This is a genomic window from Mucilaginibacter sp. AK015 (assembly GCF_014200785.1).
Classification (GTDB): Bacteria; Bacteroidota; Bacteroidia; order Sphingobacteriales; family Sphingobacteriaceae; genus Mucilaginibacter.
This window is the reverse complement of record NZ_JACHCV010000001.1, coordinates 98,388-121,161: the sequence shown is the minus strand read 5'-3', so window position 1 is coordinate 121,161 and position 22,774 is coordinate 98,388. Positions and strand designations below refer to the sequence as shown.

Sequence of the window (22,774 nt, the reverse complement as noted above, 5' to 3'; positions counted from 1 at the left end):
CAGAGAAAGATGCAGATAGAGAAACATTTAATTGATGAGTATAACCATCCGTTAGCCAAAAAACATCAACGCAATTTTGAGCACATAGCTGCGGACATAAATAATCTCGACAGTATTTTAAAAAAACTTGTCGCTTTTAATGTGGCCATCCCGAGCTGGGCTTTAGGCACCGGCGGTACACGTTTCGGCAGGTTTAGCGGTGGCGGCGAGCCACGCAGCCTGGAAGAAAAAATTGAAGATGTTGGCATTATCCATGCACTGAACAGATCAAGCAATTCCATCTCGTTACATATTCCGTGGGATATCCCTGACAATGCCACATCTATAAAACAACTGGCTTCGCAATTAGGCCTGCACTTTGATGCGGTAAATTCAAACACCTTTCAGGACCAGGCCAACGCAGCGCATAGCTATAAATACGGCTCGCTGCACCATGTGGATAAGCTCGTGAGATCACAAGCCATTGAGCATAATATCCAGGTGATCGATTATGGTAAGGAACTTGGTTCGAAGGCGTTATCGGTTTGGTTATCTGACGGCTCAAACTTTCCTGGTCAATTGAATTTCAGGCAGGCATTTCAACGGACGCATGAGAGCTTACAGGAAATATACAACGCGCTGCCAAACGACTGGAAGCTGTGGATAGAATATAAGCCATTCGAACCTAATTTTTATTCTACCACAATCGGCGATTGGGGGCAATCCCTGCTGCTGGCTAACAAACTTGGTGATAAAGCTGCTACCCTGGTTGATCTTGGTCACCATTTACAAGGCACCAACATCGAGCAAATAGTTTCCCTGTTATTGATGGAAGGTAAACTTGCAGGGTTCCATTTTAACGACTCTAAATATGGCGATGACGACCTTACCGTTGGCAGTATTAACCCCTACCAGTTGTTTTTAATATTTAATGAACTGGTAGAAGGTATGGACGCCCGCGGCATGGCTCACGCTACAGCTATTGGGTGGATGATAGATGCATCGCACAATGTTAAAGACCCTATGGAAGATCTTTTACAATCTGTACAGGCTCTTAAAATAGCTTACGCGCAGGCTTTACTGATAGACACAAAGGCTTTAAAGGCCGCGCAGCAAGATAACGACGTAACGCTTGCCCAGGAGATTTTGCAACAGGCCTATCGTACAGATGTACGGCCGCTGATAGCCGAAGCCGGCCTGCAGGCAGGCGGCTCGCTGGACCCCATCGGTGCTTACCGGAAACTTGAGGTGAGGAATAACTTAATAAAAGAACGCGGCTTAAAAACAATAGCCACCGGTTTATAAACGACGCGATATGAGTGCGATACCCGTTATAGCCATATTTGATGTTGGGAAGACGAATAAAAAGCTGTTTCTGTTTGATGAGAACTACCAGATAGTTTTTGAAAAAACAGCCCGCTTTTTAGAGACAGTGGATGAGGATGGCTACCCATGCGAAAATACTGAGAGCTTAAGGCTTTCGGTGTTCGATTCGCTGAGCGAGGTTTTCCGCATGAATGAGTTTAAGGTAAAGGCAGTGAATTTTTCGGCCTATGGTGCAAGCTTTATTTATGTTGGCGAGGATGGCAAACCACTTACGCCCCTGTACAACTATCTAAAAAGTTACCCGGAGGAATTGAGCGAGCAATTTTATGCAAAATATGGCGGTAAAGACAAAGTAAGCGTGCAAACCGCATCGCCGGTGCTGGGCAGCTTAAATTCCGGGCTGCAGCTATACCGTCTGAAGTGCGAACAACCTGAGGTTTTTAAAAAGATAAAATACGCACTGCATTTACCCCAATATCTGAGCTATTTGCTTACCGGAAAAGCTTGTTCTGACCTCACCAGTATTGGCTGCCACACATGCCTTTGGGATTTCGAACAAAACCGCTATCATGAATGGACTCAACATGAGGGCATCGCACTAAAGTTGCCCCCTATATTACCTGCTAACAAGGTGATGCCTGCGTTATTCCCCGGCAATAACTACAAGGTGGGAATAGGCCTGCATGATAGTTCCGCGGCGCTTATCCCGTACCTGGTTAATTTTCATGAGCCGTTTATACTCATTAGTACCGGTACTTGGTGCATCAGCTTAAATCCTTTTAACCAGCAGCCCTTAACAGCCAATGAATTGAAAGACGACTGTTTGAGCTACCTGCAATACCAGGGCCAGCCGGTAAAGGCATCAAGGTTGTTTTCGGGGTACGAGCACGAGCAGCAGGTTAAAAAAATTGCAGCACATTTCAATACCGATATTATCAAATACCGGAACGTTATATTTGAGCCGGAAGTTATCAGTCACCTGAAAGCCAAAAAAAATTCGGTTACACAAAATGCCAATGCCAAAACATTCGCGTTTGAGAAAAGGGACCTTTCTGAATTTCATAATGATATAGAAGCTTATCATCAACTTGTGCTCGACCTTATAGACCAACAGGTTTACGCCACGCAACTGGTATTAAAAGGCACCCCGGTAAAACGCATATTTGTTGACGGCGGCTTTAGCAAAAACAGTGTGTTTATGCATTTGCTTGCTTCAGCTTTCCCGGCAATTGAAGTATTCTCGGCCTCTATGGCGCAAGCTACTGCAGTAGGCGCGGCATTGGCTATTCATAAAGAATGGAACCGGAAACCTATACCGAACGATATTATCCAATTGAAATATTATTCTTCCAGTCAAACCATTAGTATATGAATGTTGGCTTGTTTTGCAGCCTATATTTTTAATCAGTTCACCCTTAGATTAATTTAAAATGATCAGAAACCTACTTACTTTATCGCTATGCCTTGTTTTAGGATCAAAGTGTTTTGCGCAATTAAGCGCGGAGCGGCTGCTTACCGAAAACCAGGCCGATCCAATCAGCATTGATGCTAAAACACCGCGCTTTAGTTGGCAAATGGAGGCAGGGAATACAAAAAATGTATTGCAATCTGCTTATCAGATCAGGGTGTATACAGCGGATGATTATAAACTGATCTGGAATAGCAATAAGGTTGCTGATAGTCAATCGATATACGTGCCGTATAAAGGCCCTGCGTTAGCATCGCGAACAGCTTATGTATGGCAGGTTATGATCTGGGATAATAAAGGTCATGCTTCGCCCTGGAGCAAAAAAGCTACGTGGCGCATGGGAATGTTATCTCCTGCCGATTGGAAAGCAATGTGGATAGGTCCCGGTTATGCAGGCGATATGGTAAATAAACCCAGCCCCATGTTTCGCAAAGGCATCACCCTTAAAAAAACTGTAAAGAGCGCTTTTGCATATATAACCGCCCACGGCTTATACGAAGCGCAAATAAACGGCGCCAAAATTGGCGATGCCTACTTAACCCCCGGCTGGACAAGCTATCACAAACGCCTGCAATATCAGGTTTATGATGTTACAAAAATGCTGGTCAAAGGTCAAAATGCCATTGGTGCAAAGGTAGGCAGTGGTTGGTACCGGAGCACACTGGTATCAAGCTCAAACCACTACGGGAAAGATGTGGGCTTGTTGTTCCAACTGGAAGTCGCCTATGCCGACGGCACACATGAAACTATCGTATCTGACGGGAGCTGGAAATCTGCAACGGGCGAGCTCAGGTACGCCGAGATATATAACGGCGCCACAATAGATGCCCGCATGGAACAAAAAGATTGGGCAAAGCCCGGTTTTAATGACAGCAGGTGGACTGCCGTAAAGGTGCAGGATTATGGTAAAGAGAACTTGATAGCAACTTATAACGAGCCGGTAAAAAAACACGAAACTTTCAGAGCCCTTAAAGTAATAACAACCCCCAAAGGAGAAAAAGTTATAGACTTTGGGCAAAACCTGGTGGGGTGGGTACAGTTAAAAGCTAACGGCAAAACCGGCGATTCGATAAAAATATCCCACACGGAAGTGTTGGATAAGGCGGGGAACTTCTACACGGAAAATCTCAGAGGCGCAAAAGCGCAAAACGTATATATCCTTAAAGGCGGCGGCAATGAATATTTTGAACCTCAGTTTACCTGGCAGGGATTCAGGTACATTAAGGTTGAAGGCGTTACGGGCGATTTAAACCTTGATAACTTTACCGCTGTTGCCGTTTATTCGGATATGGAACCTACAGGGGTGTTTACCACATCAAACCCGATGCTGAACCAGTTGCAGCACAATATACAATGGGGGCAAAAGGGGAATTTCCTGGATGTGCCTACAGATTGCCCGCAACGTGACGAACGCCTGGGCTGGACAGGCGACGCGCAGGTATTTTCGCGCACGGCATCGTTTAACATGAACGTGCACAACTTTTTTACTAAATGGTTAAAAGATGTAGCTGCCGACCAAAACAGCGATGGCAGTGTGCCGCATATTATTCCTGATGTATTTGATGGCCAAAACGGAGGTGCTACGGGCTGGAGCGATGTTGCAACAGTTGTGCCATGGAACATGTACCTGGCTTATGGGGATAAAGAGTTATTACAAAACCAATACCCAAACATGAAAGCATGGGTTGATTACATGCAGAAACATTCGAAAAACAACCTTTGGAACACTGGCTGGCACTTTGGCGACTGGCTGTTTTATAGCGTAGAGAATGATCTTGATGGCATGTCGGCCATAACCAGCAAGTATTTAATAGCACAGTGCTTTTACGCATACTCAACCCAGTTACTTATAAATGCGGCCACTGCATTAGGCAATAAAGCGGATGCAGACCACTACACCCTTTTATTACAACAAATAAAAGCAGCGTATTTAAACGAGTACGTAACGCCAAATGGCCTTATCTCCTCGGATACGCAAACCGCTTATACGCTCGCCTTAGCGTTTGATATGCTGCCCGATAAATTACGTGAGCAGGCCGCCGGAAGGCTGGCGGCTAACATTGCCCGGTATGATAACCATTTAACCACCGGCTTTTTGGGTACCCCCTATCTATGCCACGCCTTAAGCCGCTTTGGCTATGTCGATGTTGCTTATAAACTATTGCTGCAGGATACTTACCCATCGTGGTTATACCCTATAAAAATGGGCGCTACTACTATTTGGGAAAGATGGGACGGCATAAAACCTGATGGTAGTTTCGAAACCCCAACCATGAATTCCTACAATCATTACGCTTATGGCGCCATTGGCGATTGGATGTACCGGGTTACATCGGGCATTGATACGGACCCATATGCCCCCGGCTATAAAAAGATAATTGTCAAGCCAACCGTTGGCGGTAAATTAACCTACGCTAATGCAAGTTACCAAACACCTTATGGCAAACTAATATCTAACTGGAAAATAGAGGGCGATACGTTTAACCTTGATGTTGAAATACCGGCCAATACCACTGCTACCGTCTATGTGCCCGATTACAACGAAAAAGAAGGTTTTAAAACAGAACACATCGGTTCGGGCAGTTACCATTTTACCAGTAAATCATTTATTAATCCGGTTAAGCACACTAAACCATAATTATCTGGTTCTTTTGTAACCTGTTATATGGCTTGCAGCCATTAACCGCTAAGTATTACTTACGGTTACCTGTGTTTATCTTTGCTTTCGGAATCCGTAACCTTATTTTTATCGCTAAACATTAAAATACGGGGAAGCGATTCTTCCCCCAACGCTACAATTTATGGAAGCGGTTACCGGCCACATTGTGCTTATGATAACTACTCGGAACTAAATGATAATTAACTAAAAATTAAATATCTAAAAGCAATAAGATAAAAGAGTTGGCGGCAAAAATAAGGCCGGGAAAAGCAGCGTAAAAAGGAATTACACCGGTTCTACCAACAAGTGCCTGAAATGAGGATAACGCTGCTGAATTTCAGTTCGCAACCGGTCTATAACGATCACCATTTGCTGGCTGGGTACATCCGGTTTAAACTTAACCCGTAACTGAACGATCACCTCTTCGGGCGCCAGGTACATGGATTGGTTGCTCACTACGCTGAGGGTGGCATCGTCCGATTCGATGATCATGATCATTTCGCTAATTTCAGCTTTACCGGCACTCTCGCCCATCAAAAGGCTCCGGCTCTCGCGCACCAGGAACACCGCTACCATTGTAAGCAGCAAACCGATCAGGATAGAGGCCACACCATCCAGGTACGGATTGTTTAATACCTGGCTTAAAACAATACCCGTAAATGCCAAAAGGATACCTATTACATCTGCCGAATCTTCAAAAAGCACAACAAATGTAGATGGGTCTTTACTTTGTTTTACCGCTTTCCAAAAAGGGGTTTCGCCCCGTTGCCGGTTAAATTCGCGCAGGGCGGTAATAAGCGAAATGCCGTCAAAAACAAAGGCGATGCCGAGCACAATATAGTTCCATATTGGGTTATTAATTGGTTCGGGGTGCAGCAAATGATGGATACCCTCGTAAATTGAGAACCCGCCTCCTAATGCAAAAAACAGCAAGGATACCACAAACGCCCAAAAATAAAGTTCTTTTCCATATCCAAAAGGGCGCTTTTCATCAGGCGGGCGCTGGCTTTTGCGCAAGCCCAGCAGCAGCAGTACCTCGTTGCTGGTATCAACCAACGAGTGAATGCCTTCGGATGCCATGGCCGAGCTGCCGGTGACAAATGCAGCTGTCAGCTTTGTAGCAGCTATTAACAGGTTTGCGGCCAGGGCGGTATAGATAGGAGTTTTGGAACCGGGCATAAATGTTTTACAAAGTAACATTTGTTACCGGCTGAGGTTTGCGCACACCGGCCACAAAACCATCAATAATTTAAATTGATAACACTTGCCCTATATTCTTATAACTTTTTATATTTGCCGCCGCAAGCCTTTACCGGGTATATTTATCCCGCAACGACCGAACTTTTTGTTCAGGTAATGCATCCGGAGAGGTGTCAGAGTGATCGAATGTGCCTGATTCGAAATCAGGTGTACTGTAACAGGTACCGGGGGTTTGAATCCCTCCCTCTCCGCCAAACAAATAAGCCTTCGGGAGTTTCTGAAGGCTTATTTATTTTAATTATTTGCCTGGTCAGGCAGCTTCAACCGGTTTTTGCTTTCTTTTCAGGATCAGCGAGGCAATTATCGAGATCACCAAACCCACCGGCACTATTTCCATGTAGGTAAACATTATATTAACAAGCGGGTTGCGATACATTTCTATATAATTGTCAGTTTCAGCCATCTTAGCTTGTATCTCGGCGGCGCCCGCTCCCTGCGCTTTCATATCCGCCAGCATCAGCGCTTTGTATTTTTCAAAAAAGTCGGGCACAAAAAATGTGTAATCTATCATCCATACAATAACATATATTGTTGAGGCAACTAATGTTATCAACAGCCCTATCTTTAATCCCCTGCCAAAGCTGATAACGCCGTTGTTATAATTATCGCGGTAGTTTTTGATGCCAGCAAAAATCACCGATAAACCCACTATCATGGTTGCATACCCAAAAAACATCCGGGCGTTCATGCTTATATTAAGCGTAAGCAATTGCTCGCTAAGCAGAAACCAGCCAACGCTTATTAAACCGCCAATTAAACCACAGATCAAAATTATCCTTTTCATTTTTTTAAAGTTTTAAGTTTGGTTCAAAAGTGGGTTAACAGTTTGTTTTCAAGGTCATACTTTTGGGTGATTTTTTAAAAAAAGGGTATATCCTGCAGGTTCAGGGTATCAGGTGCAACCGCTTTGCCTTTTCAATAGCCTGGGTACGGCGTTCAACTTCAAGTTTTAAAAACAGGTTTGATGTATGGGTTTTAATAGTGTTTAACGATACAAACAGGCGATCGGCAATTTGCCGGTTACTTAACCCGTTCGCTATTAATTGCAACACCTCCAGTTCGCGGTTACTTAGGCGAAGCTTATCGGCTACATCGCGGTTAAATGTAAAATTCGGATCGGCAAAAACTTCTTTTTCAACCACCACGGTTTTTAGCTTTGGCCCCGTAAGTTTGGTCGCAAGCCAGATACCCAAAGCCGTAAAAACTATAGCTATCCCCCCGGTATACAGTTCAACCGCGTTATTGATAATAACAAAATGCCACTCCAGCCATTTAAGCAATAACAACAGACCGGCTAACGATACGCCGTAAATTATGCTCTGCTTGTTTCTTTGAAGTAGGTTAAAGGTCATTATAAAAGCTGTTGCCGCTTAAAAATAGTCAATTAAAACATAATGGCAATATCCGCTTCTGAAAAGTCGGTGGCGATAGCTTAAATGATGGCAGATGGCCTTATCAGTATTGCTTAATAAAACTCGGACCTGTAGCTGTGTTGCGGCATTTCACCTTTTTCGGGGAGCTTCATTATATTAAGCCGGCCGGCTACAATAAAAGTATCGTAGCGTTTTATACCTAATTGATCGATGCTTGCCTGGGTGGTCACTTTCCCCTCCAGGTAAACTTCGGCTCCTTCTTTTAAATTATCTATCTCGATACCTGCCAAACTTTCGACCACGCGGATGCTGTGATATTCGGCATGCTGCTGACTTATGTTTTGCCGGTAAAATACTTCGTCAGTTACAAGCTGAAAGCACAGCCATTTTTGTTTTTCCATTATTCTCCATGCTGGTTTATTAGCGATTACACCGAGCAGAATGACTTTGTTAATTCCTGAATTTTGAAACATTATAGTTGAGCAAGTTGCTATTAATAAATGGCCGGCTTAGTAGATCTGAATCCGGCGGATAGTATAGTTTTAATATTTCCAACCAGATCGGTTAGGTCAAAAGGCTTGGGTATAAATTTATCGCACCCATAATTACCAAGGGATAAAAGCACCCTTGGGTATGCCGAAAATATAATTACAGGCAGCTGACTTGTTTGGGGGGTTACTTTCACCTGGTGACATATATCGCCCCCATTTATGCCCTTAAGTAAATAATCTATCAATAAAATATCAGGTTTATAATTATTAATAAGAGTCACCAAATCATCGGCAGTATTGGATGTCATTACAGAAAAACCTTCGTACTTTAATGCCTCTTCCATAATATCCAAAACGTCGGCATCATCATCAATTACAAGCACTTTCTTCTTTTTCATGTTGTTATGTGGTTATAATGCTTTTTATCCAGATCAAAGTAAGGGTCCTGTATACCCCTGCGGCCATTTGCACAGGTTCTTTAAGCATATTAAAAAAAGTATAATAGGCTTTTGGCAGCCTGCGGATGCGGGGAGATTTTGCTATCGGGGTTAGCGTTATACATACGTCGGCTTCTGCCGAATCAATGCAGGTTGTACGTGAGTAGCAATATCTGAAGCCTTTTGAAATCACCAGTTTCAGAACGGCGGGTATAGCGGGAACTTTCATAACGGCAGTATTTAAAACAAATGTACCGGCTATGATTTTTTACAGTTCCGTATTTATACAACTTATAGTGATAAATAAATACGGTATTTAATTATTAATATATTTAATAATTAAAACGCTTACCTTAAAGCGTAGATTAACTTACAATACCGTTTATTATGGCAAAGCGTACTAAAGCTGCGGTATTTCGCGAGGCCGTTTTATCAATAAGGGCTTGCCTTTGGCTTTCTACGGTTCGCTTACTGGTAAACAGCTTATCGGCTATCTCCTGGTTGGTATATCCTTCGGTAATGAGGCCTAATACCTCTACTTCTTTTGCAGAAAATTCTACATCCCGCAATTTTGGCAGGACAGACGGATCGGGAATGGTCAGCAGTCGTTTTAAAAACTTTGAACTGAGGTCAGAACAGATATACAGATTATTGAGTTGTGTATGCTTTATCGCAAACACCAGTTCGGCAGGATTTACGCTTTTTAATAAATAACCACTCGCCCCTGCCTGGAAAGCCTTTATTACATCTTTCTCGTTATCCAGCGCACTCAAAATAATTACTTTACACTGGGGATAAAGCTTTTTTACATTTTCAACAAGTTCTATCCCACCCATATGGGGCATGTTCATATCTGCAAGTATCGCGTCGGCGTGTACGCCATTTTCAAGCAGCGATAAAACTTCGTTGCCATTGGTAGCCGAGCCCGCCACATGAATGTCGGGCTCTTTTTCTAATAACGATATAACGCCGTTCCGCACTATGTTGTGATCTTCCGCCAGTATAATATCTATCATCAGGTTAATTTAAAAGTTTATAGCCTTATCTAAACAATAATATTCAACACGCAACTACGGTATAGGTTTAGGATCGATGTTTTACTACGGCACCTGGCCCGGCACCGAGTTAATATTTAACTGCCCGCTAAATAACTTATACGATTACTGTGCAAGCCCGAGCCCGTTGCCAACCCTCGCTGTTCGTCGTAATCCTTTTCGAAGTTCAGGACTGCTATGCATATGCAGCATATCATCCGTACCTGTTTTAGGCACCTGGTTTCAAAAATCCGCTTATTCCGGAAAGTGGTATAAAGTAAAACAAATTTTGCGTTATAAGGGTATTAATTACATCAGAGTTAATTACTTACCTGTGCCTTGTAATTAAATTAAGGCACACTAAAATTTTGCCAATAAGTCAATGTAAACATCTGATAATAAATTAAATGAAGAATAAAAGTTTCCTTTATCGTAACAGCCTCAGCATTGTTTTTTTAACATTGTTTATAGTTACACTATGCGCACAGGCGCTCACTGGCTGGAAGGAACATAACCAGGAACTTGCCGACGATCATGCTAGCGAGATACCCTTTTTAACCTACCTGCATACCGGGCACTTTGTATCGTCAACTTTTGAAAACTTTCAAAGCGAGTTTTTGCAAATGGCGCTTTACGTGGTAATGACGGTCGGGCTGCGTCAGCAAGGTTCGGCAGAGTCTAAGAGCCTTGATAAAAAGGAAGAGGTTGACCGCGAACCCAACCCCAATAAAAAGGATGCGCCGTGGCCGGTGCGCAGAGGCGGTATCTGGCTTAAGCTATACAGCCATTCGCTATCCATCGCATTTTTTACGCTTTTCTTTTTTAGCTGGGGAATGCATCTTTACGGCAGTTGGATGGACAACAATGCCGAGCAGGCCGTAAAAGGCAAAGCTTTTCAAATAATTACCCAATACATAGCCGGGCCACGTTTTTGGTTCGAAACGTTCCAAAACTGGCAAAGCGAGTTTTTATCGGTGTTATCTATCGTGGTGTTGACCATCTTCCTGAGGCAGAAGGGCTCGTCGGAATCAAAACCTGTTGACGCGCCGCACATGGAAACCGGTAAATAATACTTTTAACCGATATGGCGGTTTATCAACAATCCATAAGGCACTTTGGGCACTATCCAGGTAGATTTGGGCGGCAATACCTCCCGGGCATCAGCGACATCCATCAGTTCGGTTACGCTGAGCGGACCAAGCATAAAGGCTATGGCATGCGGATAGTGCTGCACTATAGTCAATATATCCTTTATCGATCCCTCGCCACCAGCGCACTTTAACCGGCTGTCTGTTTTAGGGTCTATAATCCCAAATATGGGTTTAAATACAACGCGCTGTAAAATAGCGGCGTCAAGCGCGTTTGCACCGGTTACATGCTGATAGGTATGCGCCCTGGCCTGTAAAAGAAACCAGCGCCCGCTCACCAGCATCCCTACGGAATGTTTATCCTTTGGTTTTACGGGCGCATTTTCCGGCGACTCACTAATATAAAAATCTGCTTCTATCTTTTTCAAAAGTTCGCCGGTATGCATACGTTCGTCCGGAATCACGACGCGGTTATACTCCTCTATTCTCAACTGGTCGGTGCACATATAAAGCGATGAGATACAGTCGAAGGGTTTTACACCCTGTTCCCTTTGCTCATCGGCCAATTGCAAGGCAGACTCCAGGCGATGATGACCATCGGAAAGATAAACCGGTGAGATCTGCGTAAACGCTGCTGTTAGCTGCGCTATCAACGTCTCGTCCTCAATTTTCCATAACTTGTGCAGCCAATCCTTATCGCCCATTAATATATCATGATCCCGCTTTCGAACATCGGCAATCATGCGATTTATAACACGGTTGGGCGTATAAGTAAGTAATACGGGGCTGCCCTCAATACCGGTATCGCCCCGGTAAATTTTTTGCCGTCTTACATTGTCATTAAAGGTGTGCTCATGTGTAAGTATGTGTTTGTTGCGGTAATCATCAAGATGGGTTAAAGCCCATATACCTGTTTGACGGTAACTTTTTGTGATAACCTCATAAACGTATATGGCAGGCTGCTGCTCCTGCCAGAGTTTTCCTTGAGACAGCAGCTGCTGCAGGTTAAACCTGATGTTTTCGAAGGCTTTTTGCTGGTTCCCAGGTATCTCGGGCCTCACACGGGCGCCGGCTTCCAGTGTTTGCTTCAGGGGCAGCAGCTTTTCCTCGGGCTTGCCGTGGTCGAGTACAACTATGGGGTCGGCGCCGGGAAAAACCAGTTGGTCGGCGTAAAACGGGTTTGGCCTGATGGCACAGAACGGTGAGATTGATGCCATGCCCTGCTATAATATTGAGGAATTTAAAATACACCGCTTAAAGCGCCCTGAAACTTTTATGTGCTGATTGTGAAGATCAAATGTTTTAGCGTCCATTATGTAAATTTGAAAGTACTGGCAACGTACTTCACGGTTTTTTTAAATTAAATACTTGCTAAACTTGTTATCCAACAACCGTTTAAATACACTTTGCTTATAAAACGACCTAAGTTATAAAATGTTTATATCTATCCAAAATGGGTATAAATGGAGTTTATAAGCAATATATCTTCTACAAACAGCGATGAGTTATAATGTATTAATTACACTAAGCAATACACATCACAACAATGCTGCTTAAAAAATAAGCATTTAATTAATAGCTATAAAACTTACTTTGCAAACAAAAAAACTGGCTGGTTTATGCTTTTTAATGTAAAAACCTTGTGCATGCTTTGCATGGTATATATTAGTTACTATATTTAGCGGATATGCATAAATCTTTAATGTTTTAGGCATTAAACGTTCATATTATTGTTGCTGATAGGAGTCCCCCCGTCTTAACGCGTTGCCTTATCAATTCACAATGTTAAAATGAAAAACCCTAATCGATCTGTTTTTTTAAAGCCGATATTATTAGTGCTGTTAATTCATGGCGCGCTTTCCGCCCATGCACAATTGTCTGCATCAATGCCGTTCAGGCCCGAAAGATCCGACACCTCCCTTATACTTAATGATATTAAAGAAGCCGTTGATTATGCAGTGCCACCGGTAAGCAGCATCTTTGAAGACGACGACGATAATTCGCTACAAAAAACAATAGCCCTCAATTTAAGCAAGTCCCAGGAGCGTAAACAATTGATGAGCTACCTTAAACAGCTCGAGCTTAACAATACTATAGCCGAAAACGAGAAAAACAGCAAAGCCCTGTACCGTTTTGCTAACCTTTTTGCGAGGTTAAAACTGTATCCGCTGGCAATGAAGTGCTTTTTTAAATCCATTGACAGGGCCAATAAGAAAGCTAAACAAAGTGGCGAAGCTGCAGAGGCAGATGATTATACACCGGAGGCCTTGCCTATCAACGCTAAAGACGATTCGTTGCTTAACCTGCAGGCCCGGCAGGTTGCTAAAAACCAGAAAAGTAAATACACCAATTACAGGCGTATAGCCGCTACCTTTAACGATCATAAGCCTACGGTTGCTTACGCCCTGTTGTTTCATGTAAAACAGCCGGTATCGGGTAAACCCAAAGTGTTTGTTTTTAGCAATACCGGCCACACCTTTATTACGCTTATTAAATACAATGCCGACTCTACATACGTGTCGTGTTCGTTCGGGTTCTATCCAAAAAAGGAAAAAATACTATTTGCCACCCCATGGGACCCTTCGTCCGAATCGCAATTTAAAACTGATGCCGGCCACCAATGGGATGAGGTAGTGGGTAAGTTTATCTCAAAGAAGAGCTTTGAAAAAATACTTTCGCTCACCAAAAAATACAACGATCTGGAATATCACCTTAGCAATAACAATTGTACCGATTTTTGCCTGCAGGCTGCTTCATTGGCGGGCTTGAACATATCAAATACCAAGGCAAGCTGGCCGCTTGGCTACGGCAATAATCCGGGTGTGACGGGACAAAGCCTGCTAAACGGAAAATACCACAATACCGACCAGCAGCCGGATGCCGATCTGTTCAGGAGCCTGAACATAAACGCTGCCGAAGAATAGCCATTTTACCCGTTATTTCCGGGGAGGAGGCGAATAAGGCTGTTTTTCTGCGGCCCAAAAAATGGCGTTGCTAAATAACCTTGTATAAGCCGTATTATCAAACAGGTTTGGGGAGTGCCCCATAAATATGTAAACGTTACGCGCCCGGTAATTAGGGTTTGACCACACTACAGGGTGGTCTCCCATTTTTACTTTCGGCTGCCGTGGATCGTATGTCGACTCGTCAACACTCGCCAGCACATGTACATTGGGCCGCGGGCTTTTATCCCAGGTGTACCATTCTTCCTGCTTTATAATGAATGATGCGGGCACGCCTTTCATTACCGGGTGCAGCTTGTCTTCAACATTTACCTTACCGTTTGCAAAAGCGGCTATATAATCCTTCCACCTGATGCCACCCATAAATGCCGAGAACCAATTCCACATCGGGTAACCATCAAATTCGCCCAAAAGCGTAGCATGATGAAAGCCTATCCAGCCTCCCCTACCCTCGTTTATATACTTTTCGAAAGCTTTTGCAGCCTTATCCTTCCAGGCGTAGGGTGCATAATCTAATTGTATAAAAAGCTGGTATTGTTTCAAAAAAGCACTGTCAATTTTGTCAGTGTTTTGAATGTAATCAATGGTAAAACCCTTTTGTGCAGCAAGTTTGTCCAGCCAAAGTTTTGCGCGGCGGGAGTATTCTATATGGTGTCCGCCATTTTCATACAACGCCAGTACTTTAAAAGGTTTATGGGATTGCGCGCTAACGGCAAGGCTGATGCACACAACCATCATCAACAGCAGGATTCTTTTCATATGTTATGTTATGTTTACGCCCTATTCACTTATAACGTTTTAAAGATGCAGCAGCAAGGAGCTGTTTTATCAAGGCCCTCATAAAGGAGCTCGTCTCCCAGGCTACGCCTCTGCCAAAAATAGTTAGGAATACGTTGTAGAAATTAAAATATTCCGAGAAATTTCTTGCGTTTTTTCTTTTTTTCCTGTGTCACAGGCGGCGTAACTATCGTCGGCTTCTTAGCTTTTAAAGCGGCCTTTTTGACGGCGGCAGCTTTTGCTGCAGCGGCTTTCATAACGCTATCCTGATTATAATATCGGGTAACAAACGGGGGTTTAAGGTAATCGGTTTTCTCGATATACACCACCTCTTTAGCGTTGTCTTTTTTGAAAAAGGAATAGCAGAAAGCAGCCGAAAGTATAATTGCCAGTGTCACTAATCCTGCTAACGCCGGTTTAGAAACCAATATCAGCGCCTTATTGCGCTCAAAAACACCCTTTTGATTATTAAAGCGTGCTCCGGATTGTGCTGCCAATGTTTTTAACGATTCCAACTGTTTATCCTTTTCGGCCTCGGTTTGCTGATAATGCGCGATAAGGTGCTGCAACCGGTCGTTTTCGGCTTGTATGGCATTTGTGCTCAGCTTACCATCCGCCGAAAGGCTGCCATTTATAATTGCCTCGTGCAGTTCTACCCCGCTTGCATATCGCGCTTCGGGTTGTTTTTGCAGGCATTTACTGATCACGTCTAAAAGCCATCGCGGTACTTGCATTTCCTGCGTTTGCTTCAGCGTGCTCCAATCGTCAGGAAGGTTTTTCCTCCGCAATTCAAGAAGATCAGGTACGGGGGCTTCTATATGCGCCAGCATAATAGCGTTGCGGCCGGTTTCACCGTTACCCTTAAGCGGAAACGGCACCTGCCCGGTAAGTAACTCGTAAAGTATAATACCATAGCTGTATACATCTGTTTGCAATAGCATCGAACCGTCATGCTGTTCGGGTGCCATAAACTCTATGGCGCCGGCATGGCGTATACTGCTGCGGCGCTCTTCCTCGGTCATTACCGCAAGGCCAAAATCAAGCAAAACGTAATTGCCGGTATGTACATTATATTTTACATTATTACTTTTTACATCGCCGTGCTTTACACCTACACTATGACAGTGGGCAAGCGCATTCGCAAGTTGATCGGCCACGCGGATAACCTCTTTAAGCATGAATACCTTTGGATGGGGCGGCTGCAGCAGTTCGCACAGGTCCGGCCCCTCAATGTATTCCATCTCGATAAACGGCAGCGAGCCGCTATCGGTAATGCCCGAGCTTAATATTTTTACTACGTTTGGGTTGGGCTCTTCGTTGACCTTTTGCAGCTTGGCCACTTCGTTACTAAAGTTGCGAAAATTGCGGTCGTCGTCGCTCTCGGAGTGTATGGGTGTAGGCAGCAATTTAATAGCGGTAAGCACAGGCCCCATACGGCGGCCTTTATACACCGATCCCTGTCCACCCGTTCGCAGGGCTCCAAGGTTCTCAAGTCCATCTGTTATGGTAAAAACTTTACTCATTCGTTGCCGGTTGATAACTAAACTCTAAAACTGCCGATTCGCCCAGGATGATCTGGTCGCCTTCAAGCAATTGGTGCCCAATGTGGGTCGAGCTTAGCTTTATTACGTCCTCGCTTTTTTCCGAACGGATCTTAATTTTATTACGTGGTGGCACACCGCCCTCGTCGGCAAATATCATAAACCTGCCGGCGTCATTATTCCACTCGATATGAGCATGCTGCCGGCTTACATACTTGTTGCTTTCGTTAGCACTGTCGCTGGGGAAAGCGATGTGGTTAGTACGGAAAAAACCATCATCGGCCTGCGCTTTTTTATCCCTGCCAATGTTTATTTTCTCATCTTCCGAAGTGATACTGTACTCAGGCTTATCTGTTTCGCCGCTCAAAGCCCTTACATAAGCCACCGCGCTTTGTTTAATAAAGTTCTTGCTTGTTTTAATAAAAAAGGCGGCATCCAACTTCGTGGCGCGTACAGCCTCAGGCGGAAAGCCTTCGTTCAATATCACATCCATTTGCCAGCTTTCGGGCAGGTTAACGGCGTAATCATCAGCAATGCGCTGTATTTCGTCTTTAAAAACCTCGGGGGTTTCAGCGTAAACAGCGGCCTCGTAAACCGCGCATTCTGATGCCGGGCAGCAAATGTAAAGATTAAGCCCTTTAATATTTCCGCCCTCGCCGCCCTCGGCCTTTTGCAATTCATGCTTAATAAACTGAAGCAATTCGTAGCGGATACTTTTTACGTCCGCCGGTTTATTTTCCTTATCACTTTTAAACAAATTGAACATACTGATGCTTCGTACTTTATTTATTCAACAAAAATTTAGTTTTATATTATGCTAACCACAGCCTTATTCACTTGTTTGCTCTTTAATGCTTTTAATGTAGCCTTTTTCGCGCAGGAAGGGGATTACATGCTTCCCCGCCAGTTTTACCGCGTCCGACGATCCCTTTGTAGATTCTATACGGATACAAACCACCATATTGCCTACACCATTAGCCTTTGGTGCAAAGAAAACGTACCAGCCGTCGTTTATCTGTTGTTTTTTCCAGATACGCTCCGGCGTACCGGTTTTTCCGGCAACGGCAATACCAAGCGTCCATTCCTTTGGCGCGCTTTGCTCTATCATATACTGGCGCAGCAGTGCAGCATACTTAGGGTCGTTGGTTAGTTTAACGCCTGGCTTTACGGATATTGCCGAATCGGCTACCTTAAGCACGTAACGGTTTTGCAAAATAACACCGTGATTGGCTATACCCGCAACCATCCGCGCAACCGATGCAGGCGTAGCGATCAGCTCGCCCTGCCCCCATGCCATACCCGAAATGCCCTTGGCCCGTGTTTTTCGGATATTGTTAGGATCGTAACGCGGCCTGGTATTAAACTCGGTTTTGCGCCAAAGCTCACGCCATTTTTCCTCCTGGGCGGCGTTCTGTTTATCGCGACCGTAATAGTAACCGCCCACACCATGTAAAAACATACCGGTTTTAAGGTAAACGGTAGCCATATCTTCCTGCAAATGCTCCTGGTTGGCCAGCTTTATAAAATAAACGTTGTTTGATTTTGCTACAGCACGTTCCAAGGTTATCAGGCCCGTTTCATCGGGTTCCAAACCTTTGGTACGGATGCGTTCATAACTGGCTACATTGTATTTTTTATTAGCGGCGGCCAAACCCAATTTATTGAACGACGCTATGGAGGTAGCCAACTTTGCTGTTGAGCCTGGCTGGGTAGCCAGGGTAAAGCCAAGGTCCTGCGTGGTTGTCCACCCGGCTAACTGGTTCTGGTCGTAGTAGCTCATGGTCAGCTTTTCCCAATCGTGTACCGGGGGTAAGGGGTAAACCGCCGAACTGAGCACATCCCCGGTATTAGACTCCATCACCACTACCGATACCCGGTTATCCAGCAGCGATGTATCCTGGGCTATAGAGTTTTGGATACTGGTTTGCAAGCCTGCGTCCATGGTTAGCTTAACATCCCGGTTACGGTTCTTAAAAGCTTCCACCTCCTTACTGTTTATGCCGGCGATAAGCAGCGGCGCTATAGCGCTGTAATCTTTCTTAACCACCGTCATTTCCTTTACACCACGGGCCAAAAAGCGGTCTTCCTGGTAGCGGTTGGCCGTAACGTTGAATTTTTCGGTCGGCATTTTAAAGCCGCGCAGTTCGGCAGCGTGTTCATATTCCGCAAAGTACCCGTTGGGGCTGCCGTTAAACACGCCTGTATTGGCATCGCCCGTCCAAAAAAACATTTGCTCGTCAAAAGGGTAATACCTGTCAAGTCGCTTATGCATAGCCGAATCGATGTTGTAACCAATAGCGCCCGCCTTTACCAGTTCACGGTGTTGCTTTTTAATAAGTTCGGGCTTGCTGGTTGCCAGCACTACGCCCTCCCTGTCGTAAAGATTACCTGCTTGCAGCCGGTTCATCAATATGGCAATACGTGGGTTATAACTAAACATGCGCATACCGCTTTTATCGGCCACCAGCGCTGGTTGCACTACCCATTTTTTATTGTTGAAAAGATAGCGCGATACATTAACCGTTAACAGGGCGATAGCCACGCAGGCTGCAATAAGCGCGGGCACCAGGTTCTTATCCTGCTGGCGCGATATGTAACTCATTTGCACAGGCGTACCTTGTACCAGCGATGCGGAAAGCAAAAAACCAGATGCAAGCAAATTGGCCACCAGCGACGACCCGCCATAACTCTGAAACGGCAGCGATACTCCCGACAGTGGCAACGCCCCCGTAGAGCCGCCGGCTATCAGCATGAATTGAACGAATGTTGATATGCCTATCCCCGCGCAAAGGTAGAACAGAAAGGGCGTCCCCGTTCGCCGGCCTATAATGATGGCGCGGTGCAGGTACACCAAAAAAAGCAGGAAAATACAGACGATGCCCGTCCATCCAAACTCCTCTCCCATTGAGGGCAATATCATATCGGTATGTGCTTCGGGAATGGTTTTCGCAAAGCCCTCGCCTACTCCCTGGCCGCTTACGCCTCCGCTGCTCATGGCCCAAAGGCCGTTAGCTACCTGATCGCCGCCGTAAACCTCGTTGTTCCAGGCATCCTGCCAAATAGCCTTACGGTCTACCAATCGTTGCACGGGACCGGGAAACAGCTTTCCTAAATAGGGTATCTGGTCGATAGTTAAAAAGGCTGCCATGATAACCAGCACCATGATAGCCGACTCGCTTAACGACCGGCGTTTGAGCAACATGAACAGGGCGGTTATACCGGCAGTTATCAATGCGGATAACCAAACGTTTTTTACCACCCACGATACGATGACATATAGTACTACCGCGCCCGCCATGAACATAAAATCGCCCCGCGAGAACGAGAACAGCACAATAAAGGTGAAGCACACTACCATAGCGGGGCCCAAATCCCCCAGCAGCAGGAACAGCAGCAAGGTTACCAATATGGCTATCAGCGCGAAGGAGAAGAATTGCCAGCGTTTGCTCCAGCTGCTGTATTCGCTGATCAACTTTTCGTTGGCGGCAAAAAATCCCGCCAGGAAAAGAATAATAAGGTATTTTACAATTTCGCTGGGCTGAAAACCGAACAAATTTACCTTTACGCCGCTGCCTTCGGGGCCGGTACCAAACTTTATGGTCATGGCCAGCAGTGTAGCCGCCAACACTACCCAGGGCCAGCCGTTTGCCGCGTTGCGGTTATGTTTAAACACCAGCATACGGTATATCCACGAGTCGGGCGTAAAGCGGCGCATCTTAAATTGCAGCATCACCAGCATGGCTACCAGGCCAATGCCCAGGTAAACCAGCATGTCCTTTGCTAAAAACCTGTCCCGTAAAGGGTCCTGCAGGCTCAATAGCGTCAGGAACGAAAGTCCGGCAAGTATCATTACCACCGGCAGTATCAATTGGTCTGTCGCCCGGTACTTCCACGATAGCAGCAAATGCACGAATAAAAATGCACCTATAAAGCTTCCTGCTATGATCAGGAACCATTGGTTAAATTCTACCGGCGTTCTAACGATCAACGATCTTTCCTTTTTCAGAATATTGAAATCCCTGGTAGAAAACAGTCTGATGGTATGCGGTTGGCGGCTAAACGTCAGGCTTACATCCTCATCTAAATTCTGCACCCCCTGCGATCTGCCAAACTGGTAACCGGGCTGCAATGGCAACAGCTTAAAAGCTTTTCCTGCGGGCAGGTTTTTAAATTCGGCTATCCCCTGCTGATTGGTGCGGGCATAAGCGGTTAATTCCTGCAAATGTCGTTTCCCAGCACTATCGGGCAGATAGACCGCTTTAAAGCCTTTACCGTTTTGCCTTACAAGTTTAACATCCTCAACCTCTTCGTCGTTAAAGATACTATCCTGCGGCAATACCATCTCCAGCCGTATCAATACGCCTGCCACGGGCTGTTTTTTATCGGTTATAGCACCGGCAATGCTATACCCACCCATACCTATATCTGTAGACGAGGGCACTTGCATCGGGCCCTTTCTTTCCTGTACAAATGTTACCGAATCATCACCGGTATAACCCAACAAGGCCCTGGAAGCATTTACCCTGCTTTTAAATGATTCGCCCCCTTTTTCAAAAGCATCATCGGCTATAATAAAGTACTTACGTTTATTCAGTTCGCCTATATTATCAATTTTTTGGCCGGTACCTATGTTATTGGCAACGGTGGCTGTTATCAGGTCTATATCCCGCTTATCCTCAAAATAATAGCCTTTGGTAAGTAATTTTTTTAGCTGCCCGGCAGGGTCTTTAGCGTTCAGGTTTATCATGGTGCCGTCCTGCAGGCGGGTATCCACATCGGCAAAACGCAGCTGCAGCACCGTATACAGCCTGAAAAAAAGGAACAGGAACAGCACGCTTATCAACAGCAAAAATATGCGTTCTTTCCACCTGCCGGCAGTTTGTATTTTATCGGGTTCCATTAGGCTTGGCAGTGGTTTGGGTTTTAGTAGTTTCCGGGGTTAGTTTGGTATCCGGGAAATTTGCCGTAACCGGCTTACTATCCATTAGTTTATATTTACGCTGAATATGCAGCTTGCAATTAATAAACTGCACATTTTTAAGCATCAGGTCGCTATTGCCCAACTCGGCCCCGATATTGAAATCCTTAAATTTCAGGTTTTCGAGCATCACAACTTTGTTATCCGTTGATATAGACAAAGCAGGCCCGTTAAATGCAGTATCGCGCTGCAGGGTAATATTACCTTTTACCTTAATGTATAGCGTATCCTGATCGATATGCAACGTATCAGTTATAACAATGGGTTGTTTAAATGAGGTGTCAGAAAGTACCAGGGTATCACCTTTAAAGGCGTCAATGGCATCCTGGAGTTTAATTTCATCAGCATTGCGCATCTTTTGGGCAGCCGGGGCTGCGCTTTCAAGCGGGGTTGTCTGTCGTTGTTTGGTTAAGTATAGCCAAATGGTTGACGCCAGAAAAAGCAGACACAAAAAGCTCAATATTAAAATTAAGCCTGTATTTTTATTAGGGCCCATTTTTTGTTTAGTTGATATTCCTTCTTCTATATATTGCCGTTGCGGGGTTGGTTTAATACCATCTGTACCGTCATCTGCCTGTTTTACTTGCGATGGTGCAGGCATAGTGGCCTGCGCGCGTTGCTGCGGCTTATCATTTAGCGCCAGCGCCACGGTCACGTTATCGTTGCCTCCGTTGGCATTGGCAGCGGCTATTAATTCGGTGGCTTTGTGCTGTAATGATGCACTTTGAGTGATGATATTTAATATGCCGGCCTTATCTACCATATCTGTAAGGCCATCACTGCAAAGCAGCAGCATATCGCCGGGTAAAAAAGGCGATTGTCCAGTCTCTATAAAACTTTCGTCGGTATCTATCTGGTTGGTAAAGCCCAGGGCCTTATTTATTTCGTTGCGTTTGGGATGGTTCATGGCAGCCGTTTCGGTAAGCCGGCCGCTATCTTCCAGAAAACCTACAAAGGAGTGGTCTTTAGATATTTTAACCAATGAGTTATCGCGCAGCAAATACAAGCGGGTATCACCTACGTGGGCATAAAAAAACTGGTTGTTCTCTATATCCACCAAAGCCATAGTGGCTACACAGGCCATGCTCTCCAAGTCTTTATCCTGTAGCTTTTTATCAGCTATTTGCTGGCTGGCCAGCTTAAAAGCGTCAATCATGGCGGGGATTATCTCTCCCTGCAATCCGTTCAAACGGTCAATAAACACCTCTTTGGCTATAGCGGCAGCCACTTCGCCCCCGTTATAGCCGCCAACACCATCAATTACGGCAACAAGCACCATGCGGTTACCCATAACTGGCTGGGCAATAAAAGCATCCTCGTTATTGCTGCGCACCTTACCGGTATCGGTTAATCCAAAATAGTTTTCAGCCATTGCGTTTACCTGAATTTTTAATATCAAT

General features: G+C 44.9%; 18 protein-coding genes and 1 tRNA gene. 6 read left to right on the top strand and 13 right to left on the bottom strand.

All coding sequences use genetic code 11. The features are described 5' to 3' along the window. The first annotated feature begins 9 nt into the window (after nucleotides 1-9). Genes HDC91_RS00555 through HDC91_RS00545 form a run of 3 tightly spaced genes read left to right on the top strand, consistent with a single transcriptional unit; the run spans nucleotide 10 to nucleotide 5,411 of the window. Nucleotides 10-1,284 carry a TIM barrel protein gene (locus tag HDC91_RS00555; RefSeq protein ID WP_183547418.1) on the top strand — a complete coding sequence of 425 codons (1,275 nt, stop codon included), beginning with the start codon at nucleotides 10-12 and terminating at the stop codon, nucleotides 1,282-1,284. Nucleotides 1,285-1,294: 10 nt separating this feature from the next. Beyond that, nucleotides 1,295-2,677: an FGGY-family carbohydrate kinase gene (locus HDC91_RS00550; protein ID WP_183547415.1), complete on the top strand. Its 1,383-nt coding sequence runs from the start codon at nucleotides 1,295-1,297 to the stop codon at nucleotides 2,675-2,677. 58 nt (nucleotides 2,678-2,735) lie between these two features. Further along, nucleotides 2,736-5,411, top strand: a complete 2,676-nt coding sequence (locus HDC91_RS00545) for a glycoside hydrolase family 78 protein (protein WP_183547412.1) — start codon at nucleotides 2,736-2,738, stop codon at nucleotides 5,409-5,411. Nucleotides 5,412-5,717: 306 nt separating this feature from the next. On the opposite strand, the gene HDC91_RS00540 is transcribed toward HDC91_RS00545, so the two are convergent. Then, nucleotides 5,718-6,611 carry a cation diffusion facilitator family transporter gene (locus HDC91_RS00540; RefSeq protein ID WP_183547409.1) on the bottom strand — a complete coding sequence of 298 codons (894 nt, stop codon included), beginning with the start codon at nucleotides 6,609-6,611 and terminating at the stop codon, nucleotides 5,718-5,720. 185 nt (nucleotides 6,612-6,796) lie between these two features. On the opposite strand from HDC91_RS00540, the gene HDC91_RS00535 reads away from it, so the two are divergent. Then, a tRNA-Ser gene (locus HDC91_RS00535) sits at nucleotides 6,797-6,886 on the top strand. Nucleotides 6,887-6,942: 56 nt separating this feature from the next. Here the strand turns inward: HDC91_RS00535 and HDC91_RS00530 are convergent. The 6 genes from HDC91_RS00530 to HDC91_RS00505 all read right to left on the bottom strand — a co-directional run bounded on the left by HDC91_RS00530 (nucleotide 6,943) and on the right by HDC91_RS00505 (nucleotide 10,009). After that, nucleotides 6,943-7,476 carry a DUF4199 domain-containing protein gene (locus HDC91_RS00530; RefSeq protein ID WP_183547406.1) on the bottom strand — a complete coding sequence of 178 codons (534 nt, stop codon included), beginning with the start codon at nucleotides 7,474-7,476 and terminating at the stop codon, nucleotides 6,943-6,945. Between the two features lie 100 nt (nucleotides 7,477-7,576). Continuing rightward, on the bottom strand, nucleotides 7,577-8,044 hold the full coding sequence (locus HDC91_RS00525; RefSeq protein ID WP_183547403.1) for a response regulator transcription factor: 468 nt from the start codon (nucleotides 8,042-8,044) through the stop codon (nucleotides 7,577-7,579). 113 nt (nucleotides 8,045-8,157) lie between these two features. Further along, entirely contained in the window at nucleotides 8,158-8,538 is a 381-nt protein-coding gene (ssb, locus tag HDC91_RS00520) for a single-stranded DNA-binding protein (RefSeq protein ID WP_183547400.1), read from the bottom strand. Between the two features lie 20 nt (nucleotides 8,539-8,558). Then, nucleotides 8,559-8,954: a response regulator gene (locus HDC91_RS00515; RefSeq protein ID WP_183547397.1), complete on the bottom strand. Its 396-nt coding sequence runs from the start codon at nucleotides 8,952-8,954 to the stop codon at nucleotides 8,559-8,561. 4 nt (nucleotides 8,955-8,958) lie between these two features. Next, on the bottom strand, nucleotides 8,959-9,222 hold the full coding sequence (locus tag HDC91_RS00510) for a hypothetical protein (RefSeq protein ID WP_183547394.1): 264 nt from the start codon (nucleotides 9,220-9,222) through the stop codon (nucleotides 8,959-8,961). A 136-nt stretch (nucleotides 9,223-9,358) separates the two neighbouring features. Further along, on the bottom strand, nucleotides 9,359-10,009 hold the full coding sequence (locus HDC91_RS00505) for a response regulator transcription factor (RefSeq protein WP_183547391.1): 651 nt from the start codon (nucleotides 10,007-10,009) through the stop codon (nucleotides 9,359-9,361). Between the two features lie 425 nt (nucleotides 10,010-10,434). Between HDC91_RS00505 and HDC91_RS00500 the strand changes: the two genes are divergently transcribed. After that, entirely contained in the window at nucleotides 10,435-11,097 is a 663-nt protein-coding gene (locus HDC91_RS00500; RefSeq protein WP_183547388.1) for a DUF6766 family protein, read from the top strand. Between the two features lie 5 nt (nucleotides 11,098-11,102). Here the strand turns inward: HDC91_RS00500 and HDC91_RS00495 are convergent, their stop codons facing one another. After that, nucleotides 11,103-12,332, bottom strand: coding sequence for a DUF1015 family protein (locus HDC91_RS00495; protein WP_183547385.1), 1,230 nt, complete (start codon nucleotides 12,330-12,332; stop codon nucleotides 11,103-11,105). A gap of 573 nt (nucleotides 12,333-12,905) precedes the next feature. Between HDC91_RS00495 and HDC91_RS00490 the strand changes: the two genes are divergently transcribed. Next, entirely contained in the window at nucleotides 12,906-14,039 is a 1,134-nt protein-coding gene (locus tag HDC91_RS00490; RefSeq protein WP_183547382.1) for a hypothetical protein, read from the top strand. A gap of 12 nt (nucleotides 14,040-14,051) precedes the next feature. Here HDC91_RS00490 and HDC91_RS00485 read toward each other — a convergent pair whose 3' ends face one another. The 5 genes from HDC91_RS00485 to HDC91_RS00465 all read right to left on the bottom strand — a co-directional run bounded on the left by HDC91_RS00485 (nucleotide 14,052) and on the right by HDC91_RS00465 (nucleotide 22,746). Further along, on the bottom strand, nucleotides 14,052-14,837 hold the full coding sequence (locus HDC91_RS00485) for a ThuA domain-containing protein (protein ID WP_183547379.1): 786 nt from the start codon (nucleotides 14,835-14,837) through the stop codon (nucleotides 14,052-14,054). A gap of 143 nt (nucleotides 14,838-14,980) precedes the next feature. Further along, the gene (locus HDC91_RS00480) at nucleotides 14,981-16,378 is read right to left on the bottom strand and encodes a serine/threonine-protein kinase (protein ID WP_183547376.1); all 1,398 of its coding nucleotides are present in this window, start codon (nucleotides 16,376-16,378) and stop codon (nucleotides 14,981-14,983) included. Further along, a complete protein-coding gene (locus tag HDC91_RS00475) occupies nucleotides 16,371-17,162 on the bottom strand; it encodes an FHA domain-containing protein (protein ID WP_183547373.1) in 792 nt (263 codons plus the stop codon). The genes HDC91_RS00480 and HDC91_RS00475 overlap by 8 nt, the downstream gene beginning before the upstream one ends. A 63-nt stretch (nucleotides 17,163-17,225) precedes the next feature. Then, nucleotides 17,226-21,296, bottom strand: coding sequence for an FtsW/RodA/SpoVE family cell cycle protein (locus HDC91_RS00470; RefSeq protein ID WP_183547371.1), 4,071 nt, complete (start codon nucleotides 21,294-21,296; stop codon nucleotides 17,226-17,228). Continuing rightward, nucleotides 21,283-22,746 (bottom strand): PP2C family serine/threonine-protein phosphatase, encoded by a 1,464-nt coding sequence (locus tag HDC91_RS00465; RefSeq protein ID WP_183547368.1) that lies wholly within the window; start codon nucleotides 22,744-22,746, stop codon nucleotides 21,283-21,285. The genes HDC91_RS00470 and HDC91_RS00465 overlap by 14 nt, the downstream gene beginning before the upstream one ends. Between the last annotated feature and the right edge of the window lie 28 nt (nucleotides 22,747-22,774).

Coding starts and splice junctions, on each gene's coding strand:
- HDC91_RS00555 (WP_183547418.1), top strand. CDS start 10: ATGCAGATAGAGAAACATTTAATTGATGAGTATAACCATCCGTTAGCC.
- HDC91_RS00550 (WP_183547415.1), top strand. CDS start 1,295: ATGAGTGCGATACCCGTTATAGCCATATTTGATGTTGGGAAGACGAAT.
- HDC91_RS00545 (WP_183547412.1), top strand. CDS start 2,736: ATGATCAGAAACCTACTTACTTTATCGCTATGCCTTGTTTTAGGATCA.
- HDC91_RS00540 (WP_183547409.1), bottom strand. CDS start 6,611: ATGCCCGGTTCCAAAACTCCTATCTATACCGCCCTGGCCGCAAACCTG.
- HDC91_RS00530 (WP_183547406.1), bottom strand. CDS start 7,476: ATGAAAAGGATAATTTTGATCTGTGGTTTAATTGGCGGTTTAATAAGC.
- HDC91_RS00525 (WP_183547403.1), bottom strand. CDS start 8,044: ATGACCTTTAACCTACTTCAAAGAAACAAGCAGAGCATAATTTACGGC.
- ssb (WP_183547400.1), bottom strand. CDS start 8,538: ATGTTTCAAAATTCAGGAATTAACAAAGTCATTCTGCTCGGTGTAATC.
- HDC91_RS00515 (WP_183547397.1), bottom strand. CDS start 8,954: ATGAAAAAGAAGAAAGTGCTTGTAATTGATGATGATGCCGACGTTTTG.
- HDC91_RS00510 (WP_183547394.1), bottom strand. CDS start 9,222: ATGAAAGTTCCCGCTATACCCGCCGTTCTGAAACTGGTGATTTCAAAA.
- HDC91_RS00505 (WP_183547391.1), bottom strand. CDS start 10,009: ATGATAGATATTATACTGGCGGAAGATCACAACATAGTGCGGAACGGC.
- HDC91_RS00500 (WP_183547388.1), top strand. CDS start 10,435: ATGAAGAATAAAAGTTTCCTTTATCGTAACAGCCTCAGCATTGTTTTT.
- HDC91_RS00495 (WP_183547385.1), bottom strand. CDS start 12,332: ATGGCATCAATCTCACCGTTCTGTGCCATCAGGCCAAACCCGTTTTAC.
- HDC91_RS00490 (WP_183547382.1), top strand. CDS start 12,906: ATGAAAAACCCTAATCGATCTGTTTTTTTAAAGCCGATATTATTAGTG.
- HDC91_RS00485 (WP_183547379.1), bottom strand. CDS start 14,837: ATGAAAAGAATCCTGCTGTTGATGATGGTTGTGTGCATCAGCCTTGCC.
- HDC91_RS00480 (WP_183547376.1), bottom strand. CDS start 16,378: ATGAGTAAAGTTTTTACCATAACAGATGGACTTGAGAACCTTGGAGCC.
- HDC91_RS00475 (WP_183547373.1), bottom strand. CDS start 17,162: ATGTTCAATTTGTTTAAAAGTGATAAGGAAAATAAACCGGCGGACGTA.
- HDC91_RS00470 (WP_183547371.1), bottom strand. CDS start 21,296: ATGGAACCCGATAAAATACAAACTGCCGGCAGGTGGAAAGAACGCATA.
- HDC91_RS00465 (WP_183547368.1), bottom strand. CDS start 22,746: ATGGCTGAAAACTATTTTGGATTAACCGATACCGGTAAGGTGCGCAGC.